The sequence below is a fragment of the Nitrospirota bacterium genome (assembly GCA_040757335.1).
Taxonomy (GTDB): Bacteria; Nitrospirota; Nitrospiria; order 2-01-FULL-66-17; family 2-01-FULL-66-17; genus JBFLXB01.
Genome location: JBFLXB010000026.1, coordinates 13332 through 25729, shown reverse-complemented (window position 1 = coordinate 25729; position 12398 = coordinate 13332). Strand labels below are relative to the sequence as shown.

General features: G+C 63.5%; 15 protein-coding genes and 2 pseudogenes. 2 read left to right on the top strand and 15 right to left on the bottom strand.

Annotated features, from left to right (window positions below; all coding sequences use genetic code 11):
- Positions 1–64: 64 nt before the first annotated feature.
- Positions 65–214 carry a helix-turn-helix domain-containing protein gene (locus tag AB1451_12910; protein MEW6683801.1) on the bottom strand — a complete coding sequence of 50 codons (150 nt, stop codon included), beginning with the start codon at positions 212–214 and terminating at the stop codon, positions 65–67.
- A gap of 230 nt (positions 215–444) precedes the next feature.
- Positions 445–810: pseudogene (locus AB1451_12905) on the bottom strand (response regulator).
- 194 nt (positions 811–1004) lie between these two features.
- On the opposite strand from AB1451_12905, the pseudogene AB1451_12900 reads away from it, so the two are divergent.
- Positions 1005–1379: pseudogene (locus AB1451_12900) on the top strand (phosphatase PAP2 family protein).
- Positions 1380–1394: 15 nt separating this feature from the next.
- On the opposite strand, the gene AB1451_12895 reads toward AB1451_12900, so the two are convergent.
- From AB1451_12895 to AB1451_12855, 9 genes are all read right to left on the bottom strand, one after another.
- Positions 1395–1637 carry a hypothetical protein gene (locus AB1451_12895; GenBank protein ID MEW6683800.1) on the bottom strand — a complete coding sequence of 81 codons (243 nt, stop codon included), beginning with the start codon at positions 1635–1637 and terminating at the stop codon, positions 1395–1397.
- Positions 1638–1779: 142 nt separating this feature from the next.
- Positions 1780–2196 (bottom strand): arsenate reductase ArsC, encoded by a 417-nt coding sequence (locus tag AB1451_12890; protein MEW6683799.1) that lies wholly within the window; start codon positions 2194–2196, stop codon positions 1780–1782.
- A 74-nt stretch (positions 2197–2270) separates the two neighbouring features.
- On the bottom strand, positions 2271–2975 hold the full coding sequence (locus AB1451_12885) for a response regulator transcription factor (protein ID MEW6683798.1): 705 nt from the start codon (positions 2973–2975) through the stop codon (positions 2271–2273).
- Positions 2976–3127: 152 nt separating this feature from the next.
- Positions 3128–3352 carry a DUF3562 domain-containing protein gene (locus AB1451_12880; GenBank protein MEW6683797.1) on the bottom strand — a complete coding sequence of 75 codons (225 nt, stop codon included), beginning with the start codon at positions 3350–3352 and terminating at the stop codon, positions 3128–3130.
- The gene (gene sixA / locus AB1451_12875; protein ID MEW6683796.1) at positions 3352–3894 is read right to left on the bottom strand and encodes a phosphohistidine phosphatase SixA; all 543 of its coding nucleotides are present in this window, start codon (positions 3892–3894) and stop codon (positions 3352–3354) included. Before sixA ends, AB1451_12880 begins: the two co-directional genes overlap by 1 nt.
- Positions 3895–3948: 54 nt before the next feature.
- Complete coding sequence (locus AB1451_12870; GenBank protein MEW6683795.1) at positions 3949–4332, bottom strand: hypothetical protein; 384 nt, start codon at positions 4330–4332, stop codon at positions 3949–3951.
- Positions 4329–5051: a thymidylate kinase gene (locus AB1451_12865; protein MEW6683794.1), complete on the bottom strand. Its 723-nt coding sequence runs from the start codon at positions 5049–5051 to the stop codon at positions 4329–4331. The genes AB1451_12870 and AB1451_12865 overlap by 4 nt, the downstream gene beginning before the upstream one ends.
- A complete protein-coding gene (locus AB1451_12860) occupies positions 5048–5737 on the bottom strand; it encodes a thymidylate kinase (GenBank protein MEW6683793.1) in 690 nt (229 codons plus the stop codon). The genes AB1451_12865 and AB1451_12860 overlap by 4 nt, the downstream gene beginning before the upstream one ends.
- 4 nt (positions 5738–5741) lie before the next feature.
- The gene (locus tag AB1451_12855; protein MEW6683792.1) at positions 5742–7247 is read right to left on the bottom strand and encodes a Ppx/GppA phosphatase family protein; all 1506 of its coding nucleotides are present in this window, start codon (positions 7245–7247) and stop codon (positions 5742–5744) included.
- Between the two features lie 403 nt (positions 7248–7650).
- Between AB1451_12855 and AB1451_12850 the strand changes: the two genes are divergently transcribed.
- Positions 7651–9036 (top strand): hypothetical protein, encoded by a 1386-nt coding sequence (locus AB1451_12850; GenBank protein ID MEW6683791.1) that lies wholly within the window; start codon positions 7651–7653, stop codon positions 9034–9036.
- Between the two features lie 117 nt (positions 9037–9153).
- Here AB1451_12850 and phoU read toward each other — a convergent pair whose 3' ends face one another.
- From phoU to pstC, 4 genes are read right to left on the bottom strand one after another with little or no spacing between them, the layout of a single operon-like run.
- Positions 9154–9807, bottom strand: coding sequence for a phosphate signaling complex protein PhoU (phoU, locus tag AB1451_12845; protein MEW6683790.1), 654 nt, complete (start codon positions 9805–9807; stop codon positions 9154–9156).
- Position 9808: 1 nt separating this feature from the next.
- Entirely contained in the window at positions 9809–10573 is a 765-nt protein-coding gene (gene pstB / locus AB1451_12840) for a phosphate ABC transporter ATP-binding protein PstB (GenBank protein ID MEW6683789.1), read from the bottom strand.
- Positions 10574–11455: a phosphate ABC transporter permease PstA gene (gene pstA / locus AB1451_12835; GenBank protein ID MEW6683788.1), complete on the bottom strand. Its 882-nt coding sequence runs from the start codon at positions 11453–11455 to the stop codon at positions 10574–10576.
- Entirely contained in the window at positions 11452–12345 is an 894-nt protein-coding gene (gene pstC / locus AB1451_12830; GenBank protein MEW6683787.1) for a phosphate ABC transporter permease subunit PstC, read from the bottom strand. The genes pstA and pstC overlap by 4 nt, the downstream gene beginning before the upstream one ends.
- Positions 12346–12398: the final 53 nt, after the last annotated feature.

The window sequence follows — 12398 nt, the reverse complement described above, 5'->3', positions numbered from 1 at the left end:
AGGCGACAGGATTGTACCGGTTCTAACACCCGCGGGCGCGGTTTTGCAAGATTGTAGGCCGCGTTTAGCTGACCGGCGACACCAGCGCGGTTCCGCCCCCGTCCACCAGCTTGAAGCCCACGTTGCGAATGGTCACCAGCAACGTCGGATGTTTGGGGTCGCGCTCGATTTTGCGGCGGAGCGAACAGATGTGGACGTCGAGGTTGTGCTCCAAGATGACGGATTCTTCGCCCCATAGATGGGTGAGCAGCTCGTCCCGGCTGAAGACCGATCAGGGTGTTTGGCGAAGAAGTCGAGCAGGGTGAATTCCGTGGGCGTCAGGGTGATAGCCTCGCCGCGGATGGTGACCTCGTGGCGCCGACGGTCGATGCACAGGTCCCCCCGCGTTTCTTGGGCCGGCCGTCGGCCCATGGCCGCGCGTCGCAGCAAGGCGCGCACCCGGGTGACCAGCTCGCGCACGGAAAACGGCTTGGTCACATAGTCGTCGGCGCCCACCTCGAAGCCGCGCACGCGGTGCGCTTCGTCCGCCAGAGCCGTCACCACCACGATCGGCACCGCGGCCGTAGCCTCTTCGCTGCGAAGCCGCTGGCACACCTCGAACCCGTGCATGTCGGGCAGCAGCAGGTCGAGCACGATCAGGTCGACGTCAGGGCGGCGCGCTCTGCGAAGGCTCGCCTGCGCGTTCTCGAATCGCTCCACGCGGTAGTGATGGCCCACCAGCTCGCGCTCGATCAATCGGGCGATGTCCTGATCGTCCTCGATCAGCAGGATGGTCTGGCTGTCAATGGCTCCTTCCGCGCCCGGCTCCACGTCACCCACCGATCATGGCCGCGGATGGCATCGTAGCGGACGTGCATTGCGCGTCATTCAAAGAGCGGTTACAAACGGGTTAAGTTCGATCCCTCCGCCTTCCGGACTTGATCCTCCAAGATTTGACCCAGGCGTAACGTCCGGTTGATCGAGCGTTTACACCCATCGGGTATGGTGAGACGCGGAGACGACTGATGGAACTGATCTCCCGCTTGAACCACTGGGAAGCCTCGCTGATCCGGCGCCTCGTGCCCGAGACGCACGCAGCGTGGGTGGACGCGGTCATGATCGGGTTCACCCGCGTGGGCGATGGGTGGCTGTGGGGAGCGGTCGCGCTGGCCGCGCTGCAGGCGAGATCGCTCCGCGTGTTCGTCGCGGGCGCGGTCGCGTGTGGCGCCGCGAATCTGGTATTTGTGGTGATGAAACGAACCACCGGGCGGGAGCGGCCCTGCCACGCGCATCGTGATCTGCACGCGCCGGCCTCGGCGCGTGACTACTACTCGTTCCCGTCCGGGCACTCGATGAACGCGTTCGCCGCCGCCACCGTGCTCGAAGCCGCAGTCTGGCCGTCGGTGATGCCGCTGTTATTGGTGATCGCGTTCGACGTCCACTCCGCTCGCGTCAAAGGCCCGGATGTCCCGATAGAAGGCGATTGGATCCAGACCGCGAGCCGTGGCCCACGGATCAATACGCCCGCGGTCCACCGCGAACGTGAGGCCCTGTCTCACCTGGAACGGCTGCAGGTCCTCCACGCCCCACAACTTCTCGGGCGGGCGGCCGCTCAATAAGACGTCCACGTGGTGCCCGGCCCGGCGCAGCGCAGCCACCACCTCGCGCGAACGCGTGAGGTGGCCGTTGCCCGTGGCCTGAACTCCGTAGAGGATCTTCACGCGACGTCCCCGGCATCGCCCCAGCGGATCATCAGGGCAAAGCGTACCGGGGCCGCGTTACCAGCGGATCAAGCGTGGTTTACGGTAGCGTAAATTTCCGGGAGGGGCCGCGGATGTCGTCGATCAGGCGCTGAACCTTGTGTTTGATCAGGTCTCTCACTTCGCCGAACCGCTTCGCATCCAACTGCTTGGGGTCCGGAATATCCCACTCCAGCCTTCGTTTCGCTGGTATCGCCTGACACTCGTCCCCGCAGCCCATGGTCACCACCGCGTCGTATTCGATGGTGGGAACGTCGGCCAGTGATTTCGACCGGTGATTCGACAGGTCGTAGCCCACTTCCTTCATCGACGCGATCGCTTTCTCGTTCACCTTGCCCGATGGGCGCGACCCGCTGCTGTAGGCCTGGATGACGCCCGGCCCGAGCATGCTGGCGAACGCCTCGGCCATCTGACTTCGGCACGAGTTTTCAACGCACACGAACAGCACGGTCTTCATCGCCTACCCGCAACATCCTCGGTCTTCACGCAACGCCGACCGGTTGTGAACCCTGTCCGATCACGACGGGGCGGTCAGTCCTCGTCGTCGCTCTTGGGGTCGCGAAGCTTGTACCCGAACGGTTTGACGGTGATGATCGCGGCCGCCAGCATCGGGATCTTTTCGCGGAGTCGTCGGATGTGCACGTCCACGGTGCGACTGCCCACGTACGTGGTCTCGCCCCAGACCGATTCGAGGAGCGCGTCGCGGGTCGCGAGGATGCCGGGGTGCATCAAAAAGTACCGCAGCAAGGCGAATTCCTTGGCTGTCAGCGACACGGACCGATCCCCCGCCAGCACTTCGTGGCGCGGGACGTCGAGGACCAGATCGCGATAAACCAGGCGCTGGCCCGCAGGCGACGGCGGCGGGGCCGACCGGCGAAGCAGCGCGCGAAGCCGGGCCACCACTTCCTTGGGACTGAATGGTTTGGTGACATAATCGTCCGCCCCGATCTCCAGTCCCACCACTCGCGCGGTCTCATCGCCCTTGGCCGTGAGCATCATGATCGGCACCGTGGCGGTGGCCGGATCGGACCGCAGCCGTTTGCACACCTCGTACCCGTCCATGTCGGGCAACATTAAATCCAGGATGACCGCATCCGGTCTGCGCTTGCGGACCGCCCCCAGACCTTGCGGTCCGGTCGGTGCCGCCTGGACTTGAAAACCGTCCTTTTCCAGGTAGTGCGTCACCAGCCGGACGATATCCGGGTCGTCTTCGACCAAGAGGACCGATTTCTTCACGCGCGTTTCACCGACCCCGAGATCGAGTGGGGCATCGCCAATCGTATGGGCCCGTTGCCCGTGGCGATAGACAGTGCGACGCTACCAGACCCGAATTTCCCGAACGTTATCGCTGTGTTAATTCTTTGTAAATCCGGGCCGATCGCAAGACCTCAGTGCCAGTGTTGACCTTGCTTGAGGGCCAATCGCACGTACCGGCACGCCAACACGCTCAAGAAGTCCTTGACGCGCGCTTCCCTGCGCAGCTCGGCCAACTCGGATTCGTAGAGCGGTTGGATTTCTTCGATCGGGCGTTGCACGTCACGCGCCACGCTTTCGATGGCCCGCCAATGTTGCCGACGCTCCTCCTCATTCTCATACAGCGTTCCCGCGTCCATCAGAGTCCCTCCAGGTCTTCGTGTGATCCGGTGGTCGATCCCAACAGCCTGAGTTGCTCCGGAGTCAGACAGAATTCGAGGCGCGCGCGGCGACCCCGCTGCCACTCATCGACGCTCAGTTTGATGAGGCCCCCTTTGCGCAGCTTGATCAACCCGCCGTCGTCGCCGAATACCAGAGTGGAGGCCAACCGACTGAGATCCGGCTCGTGCCCCACCAACAACACACGTGCCGAGGCCCGGCTGACCATGGTGTCGATCTCCGACAAGAGCCGCGCCATGTCCGCGTCCGGCGCCAGGAGCGGCGAGGTGGCCACGTGGCGGTCCATGTCCAGGCGCCTCGCCACCACCTCCGCGGTCTCCCGCGCGCGCACGTAGGGACTCGAGAAAATCGCGTCGAACTTGAGCCCCAGCGTCCGCATGCCGAGCGCGACGGCTGCCAAGCGACGCCGCCCTTCCGGCGTGAGCGGCCGGGTTCGATCATTGGCGTATCCCCGCGTGCCTCTCGGGACCGCGACGCCGTGGCGAAGCAGGTACAGGTCCATGTCGTCAGCAGGCTGCCGAAGCCGAGTCGGTGAGCGCGCGCAGCCGCGGCTCGTTCACCGGCGGCTCCCCGGGTCCGCGGCATCCTGTTTCGCGATCACGCGTTGAAGCGTCCGAATCGTCTTCTCCACTTTCTTCAGGTCGCTGCGCCGGCCCTTGTGCGGCTTGAGGGTCAGGTCGTCCAACACCTCGCCCATTCGGCCGATCGCGCGGAACGTGGCCTTGTACCCGTCCGGGGTCTTGGTGCTCCCGACCGTCTCGCGGATTTCGATAATGTCGTGCTCGATGTTGGCGAGATACGACCTGGCGATCTCGCGCGCCATCGAGCGCAGGTGGTCCAGCCGCAGGAGCACGTCGCGTTGCGGGGCGGTGAGGCGACCCGAGGCCGCCCGCCGAACCTTGGCGGCCCTCCGGCCGCCGTCCCGACCCGACGCCTTCATCGTAGAACGCCTTCAACCGAGCCGGCCCCGGCGGGTTGGAGCACCGCATCGATCTTGGTCCGGAGCACTTGCGCGATCATCTGGGGAGAGCGATTCCCGTTGATGGTGTGGAACCCGTAGGTGGCCTGCATGGCGCGAAAGTGCTTTTGGATCTGGAGCTGGTAGCGGATGAAACATTCGAACATGTCGCCCTTGCGGCGAATATCCATGCCGGACTCCCAGTAGTCGAGCGCCGCGTTCTTGAGCAGGTTGCGCTGCGCCAGGACGCGCGGCGGCACCCAGAGATAGAACACCGCGTCCGGAACCAACGCGATGCTGTAGACCTCTTTGATCCACGCCGGGTCCGCGCCGCGCACGATGTCGCGCGCCATCAACGTGTAGATGTAGCGATCGGCCAGCACCACGAATCCCGACCGCAGGCCGGGGATGATCTTGTTCTCCAACTGGTCCACGAAGTCGGTCGCGTAAAACAGGCTGAGCGTGAGCGGGCTCAAGACATTGCCCTGTTTGGCGCGCTCCAGCTCTTCGCCCACCAGCATGGATCGCTTGAGCCCCACGTTCACCGTGGCGTACCCGCGCTGCTCCAGCCAATCGCGTAAGAGCCCGATTTGCGTGGACCGCCCCGAGCCGTCCGCGCCCTCGATCACGATCAACTTGCCACGCAGCCCGCGGGGATCCACGCCCGGCAATCGGCGGCCGTAGAAGCGCTTGCGGGTCATCGGTGTCCTCGCCATTTGTAACGCGGCAGGTCGATGTGTTTGAGCACGATCTGGCGCACCTCGTCCTGCTGGACCTCGGGCGAGCGGCCGGCCTCGATCATGATGAAGCCGAACTCCCGGCTCATGCGCAGGTATTCGTCGTGGATGCGGCCTTGGAACAGTTTGAAACTCTCGTACGGATCCGGCGACAGGCCCAGATCCATGCCGGCTTCGTGGTACTTCAACTGCGGCCGGCCGTCCAGAATGCGTCGCAGCGCCACGGCGAGCGGCACGTTGAAAAAGAACGTGAGATCCGGCGGCCGCGCAAAGCTGTAGAGGCTGCGCAGCCACGTGCGGTCGCAGCCTCGCACCGCGTCGCGCGCGAACGCGGTGTAGATGTACCGATCAGCCAACACCAGGAACCCCGCGCGCAGCATGGGCAGGATCTGGCGCTCGTAGCGGTCCGCAAAATCCGTGCTGTGGATCAGCGAAAACGTGGTCGGGGTTAGGAGCTGGCGCTTTTTGCCTTTGCTGGTCGCTTCTTTGACCACCGAGGACGAGTTCCACTCGGTAAACGCCACCTTGTACCCGCCCAGATCGAGCCATCGTTTGAGCAGATAGATCTGCGTGGACTTGCCGGACCCGTCGAGGCCTTCGACCGCGATCAGTTTTCCGGTGATCTCGTCGTCGTTTACGCGGTAGGTCACGGACCTACTCCACCAGGCACTTGAGGCTGAACACTTCCTCGAACATCCCCGCCTTCTTCATCACCTTCCACTTCTCCAGCAACAGGTCGCCGTCGCCTTTGAGGCGGATGACGAGTTGTCGACGGTTGGAATCGACCATCAGATCGGTCACCTTCCCCTTGTGTTGCGTGTCCAGCGCGTCGGCCACGCGCAGCAGCGCGGCCAGCTTCGAGGTGGCGACCCGCTCCTTGGGACCCAACGCCATGTAGCCTCGATGATGCGGCTTGGGCGGCGACTTGCGGTGATAGCGCGCCACGTTGGCGACCACGGCCATCTGCGCCTCGCTCAGACCCAAGATCGGGTTCGCGGTGAGCAGGTAGTACGTGTGCTTGTGGTGCTCGGACACGTTGATGAAATGGCCGACGTCGTGCAGCAGCGCGGCCAGCTCTAGAAGCAAACGGTGCTCGTCGTCAAGGTGATGGACGGCCTTGGTCGCGTCGAACATTTGGGCGGCCAGCCGGGCCACCGTGGTGCCGTGCGGTTCGTCGAACGCGTACTTGCGCCCCAACCGGAGCGCCCAGCTCATGAGCTGGTCCCGCGGCGGCGCGTGCCGCTTGCCGTCCGACGCCGAGGCCATGTCCGCCAGGAGCCCTTCTCTGAGCCCCACCTGTGGGACCATGACGTCGACCGTCCCGGCCAAGGCCAACACGTGTTGGAGCACGATCGCGGCCGGCACAATGACGTCCGCGCGATCCGGACGCAAGCCCAGCTCATGGATCCGCTCCGCGATGGTCAAGGACTGCAGTTTCTTGAGGACGGTATCGAGTTCTCCCTGGCTGAACACGCCGCCTCGGTCTTCACCGGACAGGGACCGGCACAACTCCCACAACGACTCGATGTTGCCGCCGGTGCCCACGCACAGATCCACCGGCTGCCCCATTTCCTGGCGCAGCAGCTTTTCGATCGCGCTCACGTACCCGTGCACCAAGCGGCCGAACTGCCGCTCGCCGTATTTCTTTTCCTCCAGCACCTGCAGCAATCGGACCGCGCCGAGCTTGAAGCTGCTGGTGGAGAGCAGGCGCCCGTCCGCGGCGAGCGAAATCTCCACGCTCCCGCCGCCGATGTCGATCATCAGGGCGCGGCGATCCGTGAGGTCGACCCGCGACGCCACGCCCAGGAAGATCAGCCGCGCCTCTTCGTCCGCACTGACCACCTCGACATCGATGCCCGACGCCTGGAACACGCGATCCAGGACCAGTTCCTGGTTGGCGGCCTCTCGGAGCGCGCTGGTGCCCACGGCCCTGACCTGCGTGGCCCCGTGCCGATCCACGAGCGCCCGGAGCCGGATGAACGCGTCGGTCACCCGCTCGATGGCCTCCTCGGACACGGAGCCGGACGCGAACACGTCGGTGCCGAGCCGAACCGGCTCCCGCACGCGGTCGATGATGGAGAGGCGACCCGCGTCGTCGAGCGTGGCCACCGCCATCCGAATGGCATTGGCGCCGACGTCGATGGCCGCAAGGGTGCGCATCACGGTCTGTTTAACAAGAACCAGTCGTGAAGGCCGGACATAGAAAGGTCAGGGGTTGGAATACCTACGCGCCCATACTCTACGACAAACATCTCGGGGGTGTCCATACGGCCTGTCACGCGCGGCTCGGCTACACCGCAGTGTGGCGACCGCGCGTTCGACGCGGGTGATCGCCCCGGGACCACGGGCGGAGCACGTTCAAGGCGGACATCCGAAGAAGGCACATAGAAAATATCGACGGAACCGTCAAAAACGCTGCCACGCTATCAAACCCAGATTGCGGCAAGGTTATGGCTGGGTTAATTCTCCGTAAAACCCAACCGGGAGGGAAACACCCATCGCTTCCAACGCATTGACATGTCTAGCCAAACGGGGTATTGAAGACGCCGGTAACGGAGGGGCGATGAGGCGAACAGCGGTCTGGGTCGTCCATGGCATGGGCCGGCAACAGCCCTTCGAAACCCTCGGCATCGTCTCCCAGCGCTTGGCCGAAGCATTGGCGAGCGCCCAACCGACTCCGCAATTCATTGATCAACAGGGCTGGCAACAAAGCGCGGCTCGCCTGACCAAACGCGACGGCGGCGTGGTGGACGTCTATGAGTACTACTGGGCGCCACACACCGAGGGGAAGATCACGCTCCGCGCGGTCTACTGGTGGCTGATCCGCTCAGCCCTGGTTCCGTACCTGTACGTCACCGAGAACCTTCGCCTGGCTGCTGCGGCGCGGCGCGAGCAAAAGCGTCTGCGATCAGAGAGCGTGCGTCTGGTTTTTTTCTTCGTCACGTTGGTCGCGCTGGTTGCCGTGGGCGCGGCGTATCTTTGGGCGGGTCACTGGATGGCCCAGCGCGCCGCGGATGTTGTGCAGGATCTCAACCGCGTCAGCACGACCGCGTCGGTCGTAGCCATGATCCAAATCGGGCTGGGCTTTGTCCATGTCCTCGCGTTGGCGATCTGGACGTGGATGCTGCTGGTTTCGTTCGCCTCGCCCCAGAAGCAGAAGCTCCGAACGCTCCCTCCATTGACGCGGTGGCAGTGGCGGCTGTTTCTGAGCGCGAGTTTTCTGTTCCTCGCCCTCTCGTTTCACGAGCTCTCGTCGTGGTACGGCGAGACGTTCTGGGATCTTTTGGTCCCTGCCACGGTGGTCGCCGTGGCATTCGCGGTGTACCGATGGGTTCGATGGGTGATGGTGGAGTACGTGGGAGACGTGGCCATGTACGTGTCGTCCAACGCGCTCTCGTCGTACTACGAGGTGCGCAAGAAGATCCTCGATGGCGCGGTGGACATGCTCACCAGCATCCTGCAGCACGGCGAAACCGGAGGCCCGCCGCCGTCATCGCCGATCCCCCCATACGACCGCGTCGTGGTGGTGGCCCATTCCTTGGGCAGCGTGATCGCGTACGACGCGCTCAATCGCATCCTGGTGCAGAACCAGGTGGTTCGAGCCGACGGCACGACCCGCAACGTGCCGATCCAGAAAGTCCATCTCTTCGTCACGTGCGGGTCGCCCTTGGAAAAGATCTACTACTTCTTCCGCGAACGGATTCCCGAAAACGAGACCGTCCGCAAGGCGATCACGGATTCACTCTACCCGCTAATCAACGGCCCAACGCCCGAGTTGGCCCAGATGCGCTGGCTCAATTTCTGGACCCCACGCGACCCCGTGAGCGGGTATCTCTTTCACTATCCCGTGACCCAGAACATCGAACGCGACTACCGCGTCCCGTTCGTCGCGCATACCCAATACTGGAAGGATCGCGGGCTGTACACGGCGATCGCGGAGGCGATCTAGCCACAAGGCACGACCGCAGAGGGACGAACCATGACTCAGAGACTGGGACGAGCCGATCTCTGGCACAAAGTCAAAGCCCCAGAAATGGCGTGGGTCAGCCACCGACACGAGGGGAGTTCACACCTCGGTGTGCCTGATGATCTTGCCTTCGACCAGGTAGACGACCATTTCCGCCACGTTGGTGGCGTGGTCGGCGATGCGTTCGATGTACTTCGCGACGAACGTGATGCGGATCGCTCGTCGAATCGTTTGCGGGTCTTCCATCATATAGGACAGAAGTTCACGGAAGATTTGGCCGGTCAGTTCGTCAACGAAGTCGTCTTCCCGACAGACTTTGCGCGCGAGGTCCGCGTTGCGGTTCACGAAGGCGTCGAGCGCTTCCTTGACCATCATGCGCGCGTGTTCGGCCATGCGCGGAATGTCGATGTAGGGCTTGAGTTGCGGCTCCTCGGCCAATTCGAGCGCGCGCTCGCAGATGTCTTCGGCCAGGTCGCTCATGCGCTCGAGGTCCGTGGAAATCTTCATGGCCGTGGTGATGAACCGCAGATCGCTGGCCGTGGGTTGGCGCAACGCCAGCAGGCGGATGCACTCCTCGTCGATCTCCACGTCGTAGGCGTTGACTTGATGGTCGGTGGCGATCACGTTGCGGGCCAAATCCGTGTTGCGCTCCACCAGGGCCTTGATCGCATTGGCCACCTGGCTCTCCACCAACGAGCCCATTCGCAGGATGCGCTCTTTCAGCGCATTGAGTTCTTCGTCGAATTGCCGCATGTCAGCCGAACCGTCCCGTGACGTAGTCTTCGGTCATCTTTTCTTTGGGATTGGTGAACATTCCCGAGGTCGCGCCAAACTCCACGAGCTGCCCCAGCATGAAAAACGCGGTCGCGTCCGAAATACGCGCGGCCTGCTGCATATTGTGCGTCACGATCACCATGGTATAACTTTTCTTCAAATCAACCAAGAGCTCCTCGATTTTTGCGGTCGCGATCGGATCCAAGGCCGAGGTCGGTTCGTCGAGCAGCAGCACCTCGGGTTCGACCGCGAGCGCACGGGCGATGCACAGGCGCTGCTGTTGGCCGCCCGACAGGGCCCACGCCATGTGCCGGAGCTTGTCCTTGACTTCATCCCACAACGCGGCCTTCTTGAGACTTTCTTCAACCAGGGCGTCCAACCGGTTTCGGTCCGTGATCCCGCACAGCCGCGGCCCATACGCGATGTTCTCGTAGATCGATTTCGGAAACGGGTTGGGTTTTTGAAACACCATCCCGATCCGCAGGCGGATGCCGATCGGATCAGCGCCCGGCGTATAGATGTCTTGGCCTTTGAACCGGAGCGTTCCGCTGACGCGAAACCCAGGTACCAGGTCGTTGATGCGGTTCAAGCACCTGATAAACGTGCTTTTGCCGCACCCTGACGGGCCGATAATGGCCGTGATCTTCTGCTCGGCGATGGTCAGCGAGACCTGACGGAGGGCTTGGTTCGCCCCGTACCAGGCGTCCAGTCGTTCGACCTCGAAGGCCGCGGTCGGCTCCATCATCTACAGTTGCACCCGGCGTTGGTACCGATGCCGCAGGTACACCGCCGCGGCGTTCAGGAGGAGCAGCACCACCAACAGCACGATGATGGCGGCCGCGGCGTTGACGTGAAACCCGGGCTGGGGCCGCGATACCCAGTTGAAGATCTGGATCGGCAGCGCGGTGAACGGCGACAACAAGCCGTCGGGCAGAAACGCCACGTACGTGAGCGCGCCGATGGTGATCAAGGGCGCGGCCTCGCCGATGGCGCGCGAGAAGGCGAGAATCGAGCCGGTCAGGATGCCGGGGAACGCCATGGGCAGCACCTGGTGCCAAATCGTCTGCCACTGGGTGGCCCCCAAGGCGCACGAGGCCTCGCGGATCGAGTTCGGCACGGTTCGCAAGGCTTCACGCGAGGCAATGATGATGATGGGTAATACCAGCAAGGCCATGGTCAGCGCGCCGGCCAGCAGGCTGCGTTCGAGGTGGAGCGCGCGGACAAAGAGTTCCAGGCCGAGCAGCCCGTACACAATCGACGGCACCCCGGCCAGGTTGGCGATGTTGACCTCGATCACGCGCGCCCACCACGTCCTGCCCTCGTACTCTTCCAAGTAGACCGCCGCGCCCACGCCGATAGGCAGCGCAAACACCGCGGTAAGCAGGATGAGCGCCACCGAACCCACCAACGCCGCAAGAATTCCGGCCTGTTCCGGGTGGCGCGAGGGAAAACTGGTGAGAAACTGCCAGGACAGGCGTCCTGCGCCGTCAACGAATGCGTCCAGGAGCAGGGCGACCAGACTCCCCAACGCGACCAGCAAGGCGGCGACGGCCACCGCGCGGAACCCGACCTCCGCGACCTGACGCCGCAGCAACATCCGCGAGAGGGCCCCGGCCTCGAGCCTCATGCCTCACGCTCCTGATAGCGCTGGCGAAGCCACATGCTGATCATGTTGAGCATCAACGTGCTGAGAAACAGCATCATCCCGACCGCAAAGATCGTCCGGTATTCGAGCGTGCCGGTGGGCGTGTCGCCCAGGCTCACCTGCACGATGTACGCGGTCATGGTTTCGATCGGCACCAAGGGATTCAGCGTCAGGCGCGGTTGCTGACCCGCCGCGATGGCGAGGATCATGGTCTCCCCGATGGCGCGGGAGATGCCCAGGAGGATTGACGCGGCAATCCCGGACAACGCAGCCGGCACCACGACTTTCAGCGCCACCTGGAGCTTGGACGAGCCCAACGCGTACGCCCCTTCCCGCAGGCTCTGCGGCACGGCGAACATCGCGTCTTCGGACAAGGACGAGACCATCGGAATGATCATCACGCCGATGACGATACCCGGGGCGAGCGCGTTGAAGCCCGAGAGCGTGGGAATTACCTGCTGCAACAGCGGCGTAATAAAAAGCAGGGCAAAGTAGCCGTAGACCACGGTGGGAATTCCCGCCAGGATTTCCAATACGGGCTTGATCACGCTCCGCAGGCGCCCGCTCGCGTATTCGCTCAGATACAGCGCGCTCACCAATCCAATCGGCAACGCGACCACGATCGCGATCCCCGCAGTGAGCACGGTCCCTGAGATGAGCGGCAGGATGCCGAAGTGTTTGTCGGCAAAGAGCGGAGTCCATTGGGTGTCCGTCAAGAAGTCGATGACCGAGACCTCGCGGAAAAACGCGAAGGTCTCCACCAGCAAGACCGCCACGATCCCCAGCGTGGTTAAGATCGAGAGCGCCCCGCACAAGAACAACACCCCGTGAATCACTTGTTCGCTGTACTTGTGACGGATAGGTGCAGCCACGTCAGTATTCGAGCCCGATATTAGGTCGCTATTTTTCGCACGCCAATGTTAAC